Source organism: Virgibacillus subterraneus (assembly GCF_900110695.1).
Lineage (GTDB): Bacteria > Bacillota > Bacilli > Bacillales > Amphibacillaceae > Lentibacillus > Lentibacillus subterraneus.
In genome coordinates this window covers 48,141-64,337 of record NZ_FOEH01000008.1, presented here as the reverse complement: position 1 = coordinate 64,337, position 16,197 = coordinate 48,141, and the positions used below count along the sequence as shown (strand labels likewise).

General features: G+C 36.7%; 16 protein-coding genes and 2 other annotated features. Of the genes, 7 read left to right on the top strand and 9 right to left on the bottom strand.

Annotated elements, in window-relative coordinates; translation table 11 throughout:
* Positions 1-52: 52 nt before the first annotated feature.
* Complete coding sequence (gene guaC / locus BMY13_RS17680) at positions 53-1,036, bottom strand: GMP reductase (protein WP_092493905.1); 984 nt, start codon at positions 1,034-1,036, stop codon at positions 53-55.
* A gap of 226 nt (positions 1,037-1,262) precedes the next feature.
* Here guaC and BMY13_RS17675 point away from each other — a divergent pair, with 226 nt between their 5' ends.
* The 3 genes from BMY13_RS17675 to BMY13_RS17665 all read left to right on the top strand — a co-directional run bounded on the left by BMY13_RS17675 (position 1,263) and on the right by BMY13_RS17665 (position 4,467).
* Positions 1,263-1,724, top strand: a complete 462-nt coding sequence (locus BMY13_RS17675; protein ID WP_092493904.1) for a divergent PAP2 family protein — start codon at positions 1,263-1,265, stop codon at positions 1,722-1,724.
* Between the two features lie 190 nt (positions 1,725-1,914).
* Complete coding sequence (locus BMY13_RS17670) at positions 1,915-2,262, top strand: four-helix bundle copper-binding protein (RefSeq protein WP_092493903.1); 348 nt, start codon at positions 1,915-1,917, stop codon at positions 2,260-2,262.
* 750 nt (positions 2,263-3,012) lie between these two features.
* Positions 3,013-4,467, top strand: a complete 1,455-nt coding sequence (locus BMY13_RS17665) for a Na+/H+ antiporter NhaC family protein (protein ID WP_092506263.1) — start codon at positions 3,013-3,015, stop codon at positions 4,465-4,467.
* A 54-nt stretch (positions 4,468-4,521) separates the two neighbouring features.
* Here BMY13_RS17665 and BMY13_RS17660 read toward each other — a convergent pair whose 3' ends face one another.
* The 4 genes from BMY13_RS17660 to BMY13_RS17645 form a co-directional block, all read right to left on the bottom strand.
* Positions 4,522-5,244, bottom strand: a complete 723-nt coding sequence (locus BMY13_RS17660) for an amino acid ABC transporter ATP-binding protein (protein ID WP_092506261.1) — start codon at positions 5,242-5,244, stop codon at positions 4,522-4,524.
* Positions 5,245-5,910, bottom strand: a complete 666-nt coding sequence (locus tag BMY13_RS17655; RefSeq protein WP_092493900.1) for an amino acid ABC transporter permease — start codon at positions 5,908-5,910, stop codon at positions 5,245-5,247.
* Between the two features lie 164 nt (positions 5,911-6,074).
* Positions 6,075-6,851: a transporter substrate-binding domain-containing protein gene (locus BMY13_RS17650; RefSeq protein ID WP_092493899.1), complete on the bottom strand. Its 777-nt coding sequence runs from the start codon at positions 6,849-6,851 to the stop codon at positions 6,075-6,077.
* A gap of 245 nt (positions 6,852-7,096) precedes the next feature.
* The gene (locus tag BMY13_RS17645) at positions 7,097-8,173 is read right to left on the bottom strand and encodes a bifunctional 3-deoxy-7-phosphoheptulonate synthase/chorismate mutase (RefSeq protein WP_092506259.1); all 1,077 of its coding nucleotides are present in this window, start codon (positions 8,171-8,173) and stop codon (positions 7,097-7,099) included.
* Between the two features lie 121 nt (positions 8,174-8,294).
* Positions 8,295-8,529 (bottom strand) — a binding site (T-box leader).
* A gap of 48 nt (positions 8,530-8,577) precedes the next feature.
* Positions 8,578-8,807 (bottom strand) — a binding site (T-box leader).
* A 328-nt stretch (positions 8,808-9,135) separates the two neighbouring features.
* Here BMY13_RS17645 and BMY13_RS17640 point away from each other — a divergent pair.
* The 4 genes from BMY13_RS17640 (at position 9,136) to BMY13_RS17625 (ending at position 11,073) form a co-directional block, all read left to right on the top strand.
* On the top strand, positions 9,136-9,465 hold the full coding sequence (locus BMY13_RS17640; protein WP_092506256.1) for a GNAT family N-acetyltransferase: 330 nt from the start codon (positions 9,136-9,138) through the stop codon (positions 9,463-9,465).
* 298 nt (positions 9,466-9,763) lie between these two features.
* The gene (locus tag BMY13_RS17635) at positions 9,764-9,997 is read left to right on the top strand and encodes an SPOR domain-containing protein (protein ID WP_092506254.1); all 234 of its coding nucleotides are present in this window, start codon (positions 9,764-9,766) and stop codon (positions 9,995-9,997) included.
* Positions 9,998-10,204: 207 nt separating this feature from the next.
* Entirely contained in the window at positions 10,205-10,585 is a 381-nt protein-coding gene (locus tag BMY13_RS17630) for a cupredoxin domain-containing protein (protein WP_092506252.1), read from the top strand.
* A 71-nt stretch (positions 10,586-10,656) separates the two neighbouring features.
* Positions 10,657-11,073 (top strand): hypothetical protein, encoded by a 417-nt coding sequence (locus tag BMY13_RS17625; protein WP_092506250.1) that lies wholly within the window; start codon positions 10,657-10,659, stop codon positions 11,071-11,073.
* 83 nt (positions 11,074-11,156) lie between these two features.
* Here the strand turns inward: BMY13_RS17625 and BMY13_RS17620 are convergent, their stop codons facing one another.
* The 4 genes from BMY13_RS17620 to BMY13_RS17605 form a co-directional block, all read right to left on the bottom strand.
* The gene (locus BMY13_RS17620; protein ID WP_092506248.1) at positions 11,157-13,235 is read right to left on the bottom strand and encodes a heavy metal translocating P-type ATPase; all 2,079 of its coding nucleotides are present in this window, start codon (positions 13,233-13,235) and stop codon (positions 11,157-11,159) included.
* Positions 13,236-13,795: 560 nt separating this feature from the next.
* A complete protein-coding gene (locus BMY13_RS17615) occupies positions 13,796-14,041 on the bottom strand; it encodes a hypothetical protein (RefSeq protein ID WP_092506246.1) in 246 nt (81 codons plus the stop codon).
* 87 nt (positions 14,042-14,128) lie between these two features.
* Positions 14,129-14,800 carry a response regulator transcription factor gene (locus BMY13_RS17610; RefSeq protein WP_092506244.1) on the bottom strand — a complete coding sequence of 224 codons (672 nt, stop codon included), beginning with the start codon at positions 14,798-14,800 and terminating at the stop codon, positions 14,129-14,131.
* Positions 14,793-16,181, bottom strand: a complete 1,389-nt coding sequence (locus BMY13_RS17605) for a sensor histidine kinase (protein WP_092506242.1) — start codon at positions 16,179-16,181, stop codon at positions 14,793-14,795. The genes BMY13_RS17610 and BMY13_RS17605 overlap by 8 nt, the downstream gene beginning before the upstream one ends.
* Positions 16,182-16,197 lie beyond the last annotated feature (16 nt).

The window sequence follows — 16,197 nt, the reverse complement described above, 5'->3', positions numbered from 1 at the left end:
ACAGTTATCTATAACTTTCAAATTTCGCGATAAAAAAGCGGAGCCTGTTAGTTTAATAAACTTTATCCCCATTAAAAATAGAGTTTTTCACAACGACATAATCTACATTACGAATTGCTTGCAGTTTGTTTCCGCCAGCATAAGAAATGGCTGATTGAAGATCCTGCTCCATTTCAATCAATGTATCTTTAAGTGAACCTTTATGCTCCACAAACATTTTCTTTCCTTCTACATTTTTCTTTTCGCCTTTTTGAAACTCTGAAGCTGAGCCAAAGTATTCTTTAATGAACTTTCCATCTTTTTCAATCGTTTCACCTGGAGATTCCTCATGTCCAGCGAACAATGAACCAATCATTACCATAGATGCCCCAAATCTAATCGACTTTGCTATATCGCCATGCGTACGAATGCCTCCATCGGCAATTATCGGTTTACTTGCTGCTTTTGCACACCATCTTATTGCTGCTAATTGCCAGCCACCGGTTCCAAATCCGGTTTTTATCTTTGTTATACATACCTTCCCCGGGCCTATACCTACTTTTGTTGCATCAGCACCAGCATGTTCCAGCTCTCTTACTGCTTCTGGAGTACCGACATTTCCTGCGATAACAAAACTTTCAGGTAAGTATTTTTTAATATGCTCAATCATTTTAATGACTGCATTGGAATGTCCATGTGCAATATCAATGGTTATGAATTGTGGTGCAAGCTGTTCATTAGCTAAATGTTGTATGAAATCATACTCTTCAGCTTTTACACCTACACTTATAGATGCAATTAATCCACGTGAAATCATATCTTTAATAAAAGCGATACGCGTCTCAGGTTCGAAGCGATGCATAATATAAAAGTAACCATTTTCGGCTAAGGAGATTGCAATCTTTTCATCTATTATAGTTTGCATATTTGCTGGGACTACAGGCATTTTAAAAATATACCCGCCTAAATTTACAGTTGTATCACATTCGGATCTGCTATTTACCACACATTTTGCGGGAATTAATTGAATATCCTCATAATCAAACGCATTCTCCATATTAACATCTCCTAAAAACGAATATTTTATATTTATTTAATATTAATGTTCGTATATTAATTAATTTACATCATTATTTGCATTGTGTCAAAGAATTTTGTAACTATTTAATATAAGTATTCTTATTCAACGAACCCCTTTCTTCTCTACTCTGTTAACAATAATAAGAATTACTTTTCTGTATAAAATGCAGATTTTTTTCTCATCCTAATCTTGAGGTGACCATATGTTAAATCGATCCATGATAACGGCGTTAATAGGAATAGGTTCCGCACAATTCCTGAAGGTACCAATGAAATATTTAGAAGAAGGTACATGGGATTGGAAAAGGTTGATTGGTTCTGGTGATATGCCAAGTTCCCACTCTTCAGCAGTTACAGCTCTTACCACTTATGTAGGACTTAAAAAAGGTGTTCCTTCCATTGAATTCGGTGTCAGCAGTATTTTTGGTTTAATTGTCGTATATGATGCAATGGGAATTCGCAGGCAAACTGGTGAAATCGCCATGGAAGTAAACGTACTAAACGAACAGTTAGAAAGATTTGCAAATGAGCATCCCGGTATTTACCACAAAGAACGCAAGAAAAAACTTGAGGAACTGCTTGGGCACATGCCAATTGAAGTAGCTGGCGGCGCGCTATTAGGTATTGCTATAGGAGCTATTAGTTATCTAACAGAAAAGAACTAATACACAATTGATACATATTAGTGATGTACCTTAAAACGAGCTTGGATCCTCCAAGCTCATTTTTTATAATTGATTTTGTTTTTTTAAAGAGGCTGTAAGGGCAACAAAATTATTCTTTTGACCTACAAACGGTATGAAATAGTTTCGAGTTACACATATTAACAACGACTAAAATTTTGGAGGTTTTAAAATGGGAGTATTATCAGCATCACCAACAAACATGGATTATTGTATTGAAGCATGTCTAAAGTGTGCTCGAGCGTGTGAAGAATGTACAACCGCTTGCTTACTAGAACCAGATGTTCAGGCTAGAATCAGATGTATTCAAACGTTAAATGATTGTGCTGAAATTTGTTTTCAATCAGCAGCTTACATGTCTCGAAACAGCACTTTCGCCAATCAGCACTGCCAGATTTGCGCGACTATCTGTGATGCGTGTGCAGTCGAGTGTGAGAAATTTAAGGATAACCATTGCCAGGAGTGTGCAAAAATTTGTCGTGAATGCGCGGAAGCATGCAGGAATATGGTATCTTCTTAATTTTATAGAGGCTGGGACATAACTAAAAATCTCTACTTTAAAGACGAATAATAACAGGATAGGTTATTTAGAACGTTCATTATCAATGGTTGGATCTAATACGTAGTTGATATAAACTGCGACACAGTAAAAATTTTCTTTTGCACCACTCCGGTACCAATGCAACATCTGCACAAGCTAGCACTTTCGCAGTCTTACTAGTCATGGGCTCACTCATCAGGGTTATAAGAACCCGGACGCTATTCAAATAGCGTGAAAAGTATCTTCATCAGGGCTATGAGAGCACAAACGCTGTTCAAATAGCGTGAAAATTGTCTTCATCGGGGTTATGAGAGCACAAACGCTGTTCAAATAGCGTGAAACGGGTCTTCATCGGGGTTATGAGAACCCGAACTCTATTCAAATAGCGTGAAACGGGTCTTCATCAGGGTTATGAGAAACCGAACTCTGTTTAAATAGTGAGAAACGGTCACTCATATCGAAGTTATGAGCCCCGGTTGAGTATTTTTCCATGTTACTTCGCAGTTTATATCTAATAAGCAACATTAGATAACAAGGCATTCACCAAGCCTTTTGGTGAATGCCATACTTGCACTTATGCAGTTAAGAAAGTATAACTACTTTCTTAACTGCAAAAATCCGAACTAATTCGAATTCTATCTCAAGAGTTTGAATCATAATTCGGATTTTACTTTGACTTAAACACTTTTGTCCCAGCCACTTTCTTCATTAATATAAAGGAGAGATAGTATGGATTTATGGTTATCAGTGATCCCACCAATTTCGGCAATTATTTTTGCTATATGGACGAAACAAGTAATACCATCCTTGTTAATCGGTCTTTGGATTGGCAGTTTTATTTTAACACATTCTTTTTTTGGATCGTTTTTTAAAACCGTTGATTACATAACAGGTGTTTTAACCACCTCCGGCAATATTCACGTTGTCTTATTTCTATATATTTTTAGTGGTCTGGTTGCTCTTATCCAGGTGTCAGGAGGGATACAAGCCTTTGCAGAGTTTGTTGGAAAATATATTAACAGTAGTCAGAAAACGTTTGTCGCATTGTGGGCATTATTGCCTGTTACATTTGTTGATTGCGGTTTTCGCGTTGTAGCTACTGGAGCAATTATTAAACCTTTAGCTGAAAAATATAAAATAGCTAAAGAAAGATTGGCATACATGTTAAATAACTCATCGAGTCCTGTCGTTTTGTTAATTCCTATTGCAACAACCTTTGTAGGTTTTATTATCGGAGTTGTTCAAAATGGAATGGACACTACTGGTATTGAGGGATCAGCATTTTCATTTTACTTGCAGTCACTTCCTTATCAATTTTTTAGTTACTTTTCTATTCTCATTGCACTTGCCACGATAATGCCCAAGTTTAATTTGGGTCCAATGAAGGAACTAATTCGAAATCACTCCTCCACAAAGGCAGATTTGCAAACAGAATTTGCGGAAGATATGTCCCACCATCACAAAGCGGAAACAAGTAAAGACCAGACTGGTAATGCAGTGAAAGGTAATATGGAACATAACCATGATATGGATCAGGAACCCTCCCTTAAGCCAAAGTTAATTAATCTTATAATTCCTTTATTAACTTTAATACCACTGAGTTTTTTTCTAATGATTGGGAGCGAAGAATCATCAAAAGCAATGTTAGTAGCATTGATTCTTACACTAATTGTGACCTTTCTTTTATATTTGTTTCAAGGTCTTAAACTAGCTCAACAAGTGGATAATTTTATTAAAGGTGGTAATAAACTTATTGTCACTATAGGTATATTAATTGTTGCTTGGCCAATTTCAACGGTATCACAAGACCTTGGTTTAACGACACTCATTGAAAATACCCTGTCCAATACGATTAGCACCACTTTTGTCCCGGTAATTACTTTTGTTGCAACAGCGACTGTCTCTTACTTTATTGGTTCGTCTTGGGGAAGTTGGGCTTTAATGATGCCTGTTGCATTTACATTAGCTGTCGCAACTGGGTCTTCCATCCCTATAATCGTGGCAGCAGTATTATCAGGCGGAACATTTGGAGATGTTACCTCGCCAGTATCAGGAATGACTGCAATGTCTGCTGGTATCGCTGAAGCAGATCATATGAAATATGTAAAAGCTATGTCTCCATATAATTTAGGAGCTGGCGTGCTGGCAGCCAGTGCATTTTTCCTTGTGCCAATACTATTTTGACATCAAACAAAAAGGCAATCCCAGGCTAACAGTGGGATTGCCATTGATTTTAAATTAGAGAATCTTACTTAAAAATGATTGGGTTCGAGGATTTTGAGGGTTATCAAAAATTTGTTGTGGATTCCCCTCTTCCATAATAATTCCTTCATCCATGAATAACACACGGTCCCCCACTTCCTTAGCAAAACCCATCTCATGTGTCACAACAACCATTGTCATTCCTTCTTCTGCTAAATCCTTCATTACCTCAAGCACATCTCCAACAAGTTCAGGATCGAGAGCAGATGTAGGCTCGTCAAACAGCATAACTTTCGGATTCATAGCAAGAGACCTGGCAATTGCTACACGTTGTTTTTGTCCACCAGAAAGACTATCCGGATAATCATCTGCTTTATCAGATAGTCCTACTTTTTCGAGAAGTGAAAGTGCGACATCTTTCGCTTCATTTTCGGATAGATTTTTTACCTTGATAGGACCTAGCGTAATATTTTCCAAGACCGTTTTATGTGGAAATAGATTGAAGTGCTGAAAGACCATTCCCACTTGAGAGCGGACTTCATTAATATTAACGTTTGGATCTGTTAAATGATCTCCGTCAATCGTAATTTCTCCTGCTGTGATATCTTCGAGAAGGTTAATACATCTAAGAAATGTACTTTTCCCGGAACCCGATGGCCCAACAACGCACACAACCTCACTCTCATCAACTTTAGCATCAATCCCTTTTAACACCTCTAAGTCACCGAACGATTTGTGTAAATCTTTTACTGTAATCATTTATACATCCAGCTTCCTTTCTAGTCTGTTCAAATAGAGTGCTGTTGGCACTGTGATACATAAGTAAAGTAAACAAACCATAACTAATGTTTCAAAAATTTCAAAGGTAGTGTTGTAGTATTCTTTTGCCATAAACACAACATCATGTACTACAATAACTGAAAATACAGACGTGTCTTTTAAACTAATAATAAATTGGTTTCCAAGAGGTGGAATCATTCGTTTAAATGCTTGTGGCCAAATAATATAACGCATCGTTTGGTTTTCGGTTAATCCCATCGAGCGTCCTGCTTCATGCTGTCCTTTATCAATTGAATAAACAGCGCCACGAACAATTTCAGCAATATATGCACCAGCATTAACGGCTATTGCAATAACACCGGCATTAAATGAAGATATGTTCAAACCTATTAGGTCTTCGGAAACACCATAATATAGAAATAGTGCTTGAGCCAGTATTGGTGTCCCACGAACAACCTCAACATAAACCGACCAAAACCCTCTAATTATTTTGTTTTTAGAGAGTTTCCCTAAACCAGCTAACGACCCAATAATCATCCCAAAAAACAAACCAATAACCGTAATCATTACTGTTATTTTCAGACCATCTATTAAGAAAGGCAAACTTTGAACATATGCTGATTCCATAAACGTCGTATAAATCATTCTGTATCTCTCTCCTTTAGAAAACTTGGCATTCACCAAGCCTTAATGGCGAGTGCCTTAGTTGCACTTATGCAGTAAGAAAGTATTTATACTTTCTTAACTGCTAATAAAACAGCGTAACAAGCAATTACTTGTTACGCTTGATTTGTAGTCTGCAAAGATGACTATTCTGTTTCTGGTGGCTCTGTTCCAAACCACTTCTTATAAATTTCTGCATATGTTCCGTTTTCTTTCACAGCCGCTAAACCTTCATTTACAGGCTCAACTAGATCTGATCCTTCCGGCAGTGCAATACCATATGGCTGACCTTCTAATACTTTACCAACTGTTTTTAATTTATCTGGAGCATTTTCTTTAATATAATATTTCACGTTTGGTAAATCATATAGCACGGCATCAAGACGTCCTCTTTCCAAGTCCATATATGCAGTAACAATTTCCGGATATGCTTCAACTTCAGCATCGGTATTAGCTTTTAAATAGTCGTTACTTGTCGACCCTTGGCGCGCCCCAACTTTTAATCCGCCTACATCTTCTATTGACTCAATGTCTGAATCAGCAGGGACTGCAAGAATTAAACCAGAATCATAGTATTTATCAGAGAAATCGATGAACTCTTCACGTTCCTCCGTAATAGAAATACCAGCGATACCAATATCATTCTTACTTGTTCTCATTGATGCAAGTAAACCATCAAATTCCATGGTTTCAAATTCTACATTAAAACCAGCTTCATCAGCGATAGCTCTAATCAATTCAATATCAAAGCCTTCCATTTCACCAGTATCAGGATTCTTATATTCAAAAGGCTGAAAGTTAGAATCCGTAGCGACCGAATAAGTCTTTCCTTCTCCATCGCCACTAGTCTCACTTGAGCCACAAGCAGCAAGTAAGCTGATTGAAATAATTGCAATAAATAATAACGTTAGTTTCTTTTTCACGTTAACTATTCCCCCTTATAAATTATAATTATAGTGTATTTTTATATATTCTCATAGTATTCACACTTTTCAAATTCCTGTTTAAGGCTATATACCTATGAAAATTGGTATATTTCAGACTCTTAGAAATTTAGTTTGTATTTGTGTACAATATCTCTGATATACACGATATAACTATAATACATGCAATAATTGGCAGATTATATTACATGCAATGGAAGAAAACTTAAAATCTATTATAAACCTTACGCTAGTTTCCCTTTAAAGACCTTTAACTCCTCGATAAACGCATTAAATTCAGGAATATTCATCTGTTGGGCAGCATCGGACAATGCAACTGCAGGATCTGGATGAACTTCCGCCATAATAGCATCTGCTCCAATCGCCAAAGCTGCTTTTGCCGCTGGAAATAGTAAATCTTTTCTTCCGGTAGAGTGCGTTACATCAACTACAACTGGTAAATGAGTTTCTTTTTTCAAAATAGGTACAGCAGAAATATCTAATGTATTTCTTGTTGCTTTTTCGTAAGTTCGAATTCCACGTTCACATAAAATGATTTGATCATTTCCTTGTGAAATAATATATTCTGCTGCATTAATAAATTCTTGAATTGTTGCAGATAGACCTCTTTTCAGCAATACAGGTTTCTTGACTCTCCCTACCGTCTTCAGTAATTCAAAATTTTGCATGTTGCGGGCGCCTACCTGAATAACATCAACATAATCCAAGGCTTCTTCAACGTCCTGTGGTGTAAGAATTTCACTAACAACTGACATTCCTACTTCGTCAGCAACTTTTCTTAAAATATGCAAACCTTCTATTCCTAAGCCCTGGAAGTCATATGGAGAAGTACGAGGCTTGAACGCTCCACCTCTCATTAAAGTAAGGCCTTGTTCCTTCATTGCTAGGGCAACTTCTTTCACTTGTTCATAGCTTTCAACAGCGCATGGTCCCATTATAAATCCTTGTTCACCATTACCAATTTTCTCGCCATTTATATCTACAATTGTATCTTCGGGACGTGCTTTTCGTGAGACTAATAATGCCTTCTTATGGTCGTCTTCCTGCAGTTCTAAACTTGCTTTAAAGATCTCCTTAAAAATATGTTGTATAGTTGATCTCTCAAAAGGCCCGTCGTGGTGCTCATCAATTAAATCAAGTGATTGACGTTCACGAACAGGATCAAACCGGACTGTACCTTGCTTTTCCTTTTGCTGACCAATCTCTTGCACAACTTCAGCTCGTTGGTTCAATAATGTTAAAATTTCCAAGTTGATTTCATCAATTTTATTGCGTAGTTCATTTAATTCATTTGTAGACATAAGTTAATTCCTCCTGATTCGTTTTATTTCTTTTCTTATCACATAAACCATCAACCTGCTTCCGCTTCTCCAGAAGCATCACCTCCCTAAAAAATAAAAATCGCCCACTGCCGTCATAAACGACAGGGACGATTTAACACGCGGTACCACCCATATTGTGAACAAACAAAATAGTTCACCACTTTAAGATTGTTAACGATCAATTTACCGTCTTTCCCTTCATAAAGAGAATCTCCTTACTACGAGAAAGAAGCTCAAGGATTGTAATTCATGCTTATCTGTGACTGATTTCCACCACCATCAGCTCTCTTAAACAGGGAGATAAGACACTACTTGATTCCTTTCATTGCCTATAGCGCATTATTAAATTATACTAAAAAGTCCCTACTGGTCAGTTAATAACCAATAGGGACGATTGATATCGCGGTACCACCCTAGTTGTGAAGAATCACGCTTCACCACTTAAAAATTGTTAACGCACAATTTACCGTCTTTCCCTTCATAAGAATTTCTCCTTACTACGAAAAAGAAGCTCAAGGATTGTAATTCATGTTTATCTTTGACTGATTCTCACCACCATCAGTTCTCTGGAACAGGGAAATATAACACTACTAAATCCTATCATTGCCGGATTATATTAATTTATTTTCTATAAATTATAGTTTCACAATTATATTCTAAAATTCAGTAATTTGTCAACTCTTTTTTGGATTGTAAAACTAAAAAAAATGAATTGTAAACTATTGTTGTCATGACACTTTTTGAGGTTGGCATTCGATTATATTTACAGGAGGGTACTATACTATATGCAAAACAAAAATTTAAGTGCCCAAATTAGAATACATGGTTTATCGCCAATCCTTAATGCCTTAGTTACACTTATGTATATATTCTTAACTACAAAAAAGGTTTATCATTAAATAAGTAAGGTGGTAAAATTATGTTTTGAGAGAAGGAAACATTTGAGGAGTGGAGTAAATGGACAAAACCGAGTTCTTAATAGTAATGATTTTAAACACTTAGAGAAGATGAACACAGGAATTGAGGATGATTATATAAAACGTATCTTTAATAGACTCATAACCGGAAAGAATCGTTTATATGGATTATTCCTGGATGACCAAATGGTTAGTTTGGGAGGATACTCTATTTATGCCAGCCGTTACGCAATGTTAGGCAGATTAAGGACAGATCGTCGATTTATGGGAAAAGGTTTTTCAACAGAACTGATGTACCATATGATGAACAAAGCTTTTCAAATTAACGGAATACAATGGAATATACGGCGTTAATCCGATTCTTTCCATTACACGTCTTGCGGGTGTATTATGCTCCTGTGTATATTGATATTTTGGAATAAAGTTCATGATCCGTTTTCTACATATTGAAAACGCTATCCTCCCTTAACTCCATAAACTTAGTATACTATAACTTTAGTATAATAATACTCGCATATTCAGAATAAACTACTTAATTACCACCACAATAATTCAATAGATTATTTAATCATTTTATAAAGATCCATGTTTAATGACCATTCCTTTACTTAACATTCGAGTATACTATTAAAATAAGTTAGGGAGGCTTTTGATGGGAAAGTATAAAATAGTAGTTGAAACTACAGGAATGAAAAAAAGTGCACAACAACGGTACAACTTAATTACTAGAAATAAAATAAATGCTGACATTAAGACATATAAAACTGATGGTGGAGAAATTTATAGTGTAGAAGTTGGACCATATTCAGGGAAAAAGCAAGTTCTTCAAGATGTTGATAAAATTAAGAGCTTAGGAATAACTAATGCCTTTATTACAAATGGATAGGATTTGACCTCCAAAATAGTACCCTCCTTTAAAAAGCAATCTTCTATTAATAGTAGAAAATTGCTTTTTTGCACTGTTATCTACATATAATATGAAAAATAAATAAGTTCACACATTTGACTCAGTTTCTCCATAAAAAATGGATATTTAGTAATTACAATTAACACTGTAGTAAACAAATAGACTTAAAGTTTGAGGAGGATTTATATGAAAAAAGGATTATTAGCAGTACTGGCTCTTGGACTTATTTTATTTCTTGCAGCGTGTGGTGGAAGTGACTCAGGTGACCCTGGCAATGAGGATGACAGTTCATCAGCATCAGCTGCCAGCAATGAACTAAATATAACAGCATCCAATTTTGATTTTGATCAAGATGAATATACCGTTACTGCGGGTGAGGAAGTTGCAGTTTCTCTTACAAATGAAGAAGGCATGCACGGTATTTCGATTGATGAATTTGATGTGAAGATTGAAGGTGAAGGCGAAGCAACCTTTACCCCTGAAGAACCAGGCGAATATACTATTTACTGCAACATCCCTTGTGGTGAAGGGCATGCTGACATGCAAACAACATTAGTTGTTGAATAAATGCAGGTACTAAGAAGCTGTTCTGATGGAATAGCTTCTTATTTTTGTACATAAAGTGAGGGAGAGCAAAAATGCATAAAAAGACAATTAGAATTGGTCTTATAGTAGTCATTGGACTAACGCTTGTATTATTCGTTACCTTAACATCAGGAAATGACGGTGCTGGAGATAGTCTGACACAGGAAGAAGTAGAAAGTGGACTGGACTTACAGAAGAACGGGGCCAACGGAACATATACTGTCAACCTTATTTCCGGAGACTTTGGTCAAGAATCAGAAGGAAAAGTACTTAATGATACTGACTGTACACCAGACGAAGAAGGCATCAGCCGCTGCCATAACGACATAGAACTAGTAGACTCAGACAAGGAAGTCACCATTGTTAACCCCCATAACATGAAAAACAACCGTTGCTTGAGACCTGGCGAAACAGTTCATTTATCACGAAGTCAAAATGGTAAGGTAACAGTTAAATTGATGGAATTCTAATGAAGTAAAAAAACGGTGCCAAAAGCAATTTTGCTTTTTAGGACACCGTTTTTCACTAAGCAGATAAGAAAGTATAAGAGGTTCTAAGCTTTTAATAACTTAGCGTTAATCGCAACAATAATCGTGCTCAAACTCATTAATACCGCACCAACTGCAGGACTCAATATAATGCCTATTGGTGCCAGAACACCAGCTGCCAATGGAATGGCGAAAATGTTATAGCCTGCAGCCCACCATAAGTTTTGTACCATTTTCTGATACGTTTTTTTCGATAAATTCATTAAAGAAACAACATCTTTTGGATTGCTCTTCACAAGTACAACATCGGCTGTTTCCATTGCTACATCTGTTCCTGCACCAATTGCAATTCCTAAGTCGGCTGTTGCCAGTGCAGGTGCATCGTTAACACCGTCACCAGTCATGGCAACCTTCCAGCCTTTTTCTTTAATTTTCTTCACTTGATTTGCTTTATCATCAGGCAACACTTCTGCATATACCTCATCGATGTCCAATTGCTTAGCGACCCAGTCAGCCACTTTTTGATTATCACCTGTCAGCATAATGGAATGGATGCCGTTTTCTTTTAAAGATGCAACTGCTTCTTTTGCTGTTTCGCGTACCATATCAGCAAGTGCAATCATTCCAATCAATTTATCTTCAACAAGTACAAATACAACTGTTTTTCCGTCTTCGGACAATTGATTGAATGTTTCATGATCATATTCCATATTCTGCTGATCGACATACCCTGGACTGACAACATTCACTTTTTTTCCATCTACTTTTCCCTCAATACCTTTTCCGGTAATCGATTCAAAGTCACTTATTTTTTTCAACGACAATTCCTTCTCTTTTGCCTCATTTACAATGCCTTCTGCAAGAGGATGCTCGGAATTTTGCTCCAGACTTGCAGCCCAAACTAGTATATCTTCTTTTTTTATATCAGCAGAAGGGATAATGTCTGTTACACCAAACTCTCCTTTTGTCAATGTACCAGTTTTATCAAAAACAACAGCATTTAGATTCCGTGCACCTTCAAAATTGGCACGATTACGAATTAACAGGCCTTGTTTTGCTGAAAGTGATGTGGAAACTGCTACAACAAGTGGTGCCGCAAGTCCCAGTGCATGTGGACAAGTAATAACCATAACAGTTACCATGCGTTCCAGTGCAATAACAAAAGAATATCCTAAAATAAGCCAAATAAACAAGGTAATGAACCCGGAAGCTAATGCAATATAAAATAACCATTTAGCAGCTCTATCCGTGAAGTCCTGTGTACGCGAGCGTGATGCTTGTGCCTCTCTAACCAATTTTATCACTTGCGATAAATAGGAATCATCACCTGTTTTCTCTACTTGAATTGTCAGGGATCCTTCATTGTTAACTGATCCACCTATTACTTCATCACCTTTATATTTCTCAACTGGAACAGACTCACCAGTAAGCATAGATTCATCAACTGCAGATTTGCCATCAAGAATTGTCCCATCTACGGGAATTTTTTCGCCCGGTTTAACGAGTACTCTATCTTCATTTTGTAAATCAGATATTGCTACATCTTCTATATTATCGTTCTCATCCAATTTATGCGCTTCACTTGGCATTAGTTTGACAAGTTCCTCCAGTGCATTTGATGCTCCCATTACTGATCGCATCTCAATCCAATGACCAAGCAGCATAATATCAATCAGCGTGGCCAGCTCCCAGAAGAAGTCTTTGCCTTCCCAACCAAAAACAGTAAGTGAACTATAGCCATAGGCAACTACTATTGCAAGGCCAATCAATGTCATCATACCAGGGTTCTTATCTTTCAGTTCACTAATACCGCCAGTAATAAACGGCCAGCCACCGTAGAAAAATACGAATGTCGCCAGTGCGAACAGGATGTATTGATCAGTCGGGAACCCCCAATCAACGCCAATAAAATCCTGTATCATCGGAGACAAAATCAGAATAGGGATCGTTACAATAAGGGATATATAAAACCTTTTTTTGAAATCATTGACCATATCACCATGATCATGATGACCATGACCGCCGTGTTCACCGTGATCATGGTGATTATGTTCATCATGTTGGTGTTGTTCATGATGATCATGATTCTGATGTTCATGTTGCTTATGGTCATGTCCAATAGATTTGCCATCTTTTCGTTCCATACATTGGCCTCCTCACATTTACTTACTATAATTATTATCTACTTGGAACTATACCCCTATACAGTATTTTTAATCATTATTTCCATAAGTCAATTTCATAAATACTTATATTCATCATTTATTCGAATTGCGCGAACTAATATTCTATCGTTCGTGAATTCAAAGTACTAATATCGTTGATTGGAACGGAGGGCGGCGATCCTGCAGGAATAGCATGAGTCTTGAGACCCCACAGTGCGATAGCACGAGGAGGCTCAAGCCATGCCCGGCGGCATAGAAGACACTGTGAAAGCTTCAGCTTGAACAGATGTCGCACTTGTACCCGGAGGGTGAAAGCGTCCGCCTGCAGTGGAGATCAACAGGCCTAGAACATTTATAAATAGTTTTGAATTTACTGCTTTATTTTTTGAATTATGAAATTGATTTCCATTTTTAAACTTAAAAAATGTGGCATTCGTTCTTATGAAAACGGATTTTGCTTTGCTTTCCTAACTGCTAAAAAATGGAACCATCTCTAAGTAAGATAGTTCCATTCATGTCGTTAGCTAATATAATAAACATTAAAATTGGTTATCCATGTGTCGATTAGGAAATTCATTACCATTGGAACCATGGCAGTCTTGATAGAATTGCTCCATCTCTTGTTGGTTCATGTTTGGGTGCATATCCTTCATAAAGGGAACCATCTCTTCAAAACTCCACCCATTTTCACCACCGTTATCAGCAGCACCATGTGCGAAAACAACATTACCTACACCTAATGCCACAAAAACAGCCAATGCAATTGCCAAAAGTTTCTTTTTCATTATGTGTTCCTCCCTTCATTCACTACTATAAAGAAGAGGTTTCGAGAACATATCAAGAAAATGTTACAACATATTGAACTTTTATAACTACATGTTAATCCACTTATACCCAACTCCCCAAACTGTTTTAAAATGATCATCAATCGGGAATCCTACTTGCCTGATTTTCTCTCTCATATTCCGTACATGTGAATCAACTGTTCTTCCTTCCGTATTTGTATCAAATCCCCAAATCAAATCAATTAGCTGCTCCCTGGAAAAAACTTGGTTTGGCTTTTTCAACAGATGACCAACCATAGCAAACTCCTTAGGGGTTACTTTAATAGGCTGGTTTTTATAAGAAAGCTCATACCTTTCCTCGTCCCATACCAGTCCATTCGTTTCTATGCGATTTGCTGGAGTTCTTCTGCGTAACAAAGCTTCCATTCTGGCCAATAATTCATTTTCATCAATAGGTTTTGCAATATAATCATCTGCACCTAACTTTAAGCCTTTAACAATGTCTTCTTTTTGGTCACGAGCTGTTACCATAATGATTGGAACATCAGATATACTCCTAATTTCCTGACAGAGCTCCCACCCATCCATTTCAGGCATCATAATGTCAAGTAAGACAATATCAAAGTCTTCCTCTTCTAAAAATAGTAATGCTTCATTAGCTCCTTGTGCTTTTTTACACGTATAATCATGCGGTCTTAAGTACAATGCTAATAAATCTAACATACGCTTTTCATCGTCAATTATAAGAACACTATACATCATTGCCACCTCTTATTAATCTTATGATAACGCTCGTACCTTCGCCTTGTTCGCTTTTAATTTCTATCTGACCACCATGTGCTTCTATTATTTCCTTGGCAATTGTTAGCCCTAAACCAGATCCGCCACTTTGCCTTGATCGCGACTTTTCAACACGATATAAGCGATCGAAAACATATGGCAAATCTTTATTAGGTATACCTTCTCCTTCATCGGTAATGGCAACGATTACTTCTTTTCCTATTTGACTTACTTCAAGCTGAACATTTGTACCTTCAGAAGAATGCTTTTTGGCATTATCCAGTATATTTACTAGAACTTGTTCAAATCTTTCAGGATCAACAAAGGCAACTGTATTTTCAGGACAGTTTATTGTAAAGTTGATATTTTTTTCAGCAAAAGCAGGCTTAATCCGATCAGCTATGGAATGAATAAGTTCATGCAAAGAGACTTCTTCACGCTGAATTGTAAATCTATTCCTATCCATCTTAGCTAATTCAAATAAATTCCTAATTAATATCGATAAGTGCTCTGACTCTTCACGAATGATTGTGGTATACTCTTTCACTTCAGATTCGGTTATGTCTTGACGATTAATAATGTCAGCATATCCCTTTATATAGGTTAAAGGAGTCCTAAGTTCATGTGAAATGCTGGCTAAAAACTCATTTCTGGCAGTTTTTAGCTGGTCAAGTTCGTTGGCTAATTTTGTAATAGACTTAGCCAACTCTCCTAACTCGTCCTTTCTATCCGTGTGTAACTCAACTTTGTTTCTTCCCAAACTTAATTGCTCTGTTGCTTCTTTCATTTTAATTAAGGGATAGGTAATAAACCTGGATAAAATAAAGATAGTAATAATCGTTAGACCAAATGTAAGTAGAGCTATTACAATAAACTGGTTGCTGAGCTGATTGACGTTTTTCTTTACATCGGCTGTATCTGCAAACATAAAGACATGACCTCTTTGGTCCCCACCAACATTCACAGGACTTTCTGCTGCGATATATTGTTTATCATCCCAACGATCTTCAACAACTCGTCCTTCCGTTTGGTTTGCATTGTAATTAACGGCTTCAAGCACTGGCCTCATTTCTTGCTGAATAGTATCAGAATGATTGATTACATTACCTAATTCATCTGTAATGACAACTACAAAATCAGAAGCTGATTCCATTATTCCAACATGTTCCAAGGTCGATTCGTTAAGATTCAGCTCCAATACTTCGCTATGTGTATTGGCACGTGCTAATAAATTGTCAAGCACATCTTCAATTCGTTCATTCGCTATATTCGTGTATAGTACAAAAAATAAAAGCGATTCAATAATTAAAATAAATACAAAAAATAGAAATCCAATTTTAAATGAAAGTTTAATAAACATAAACTACCTCTTTATT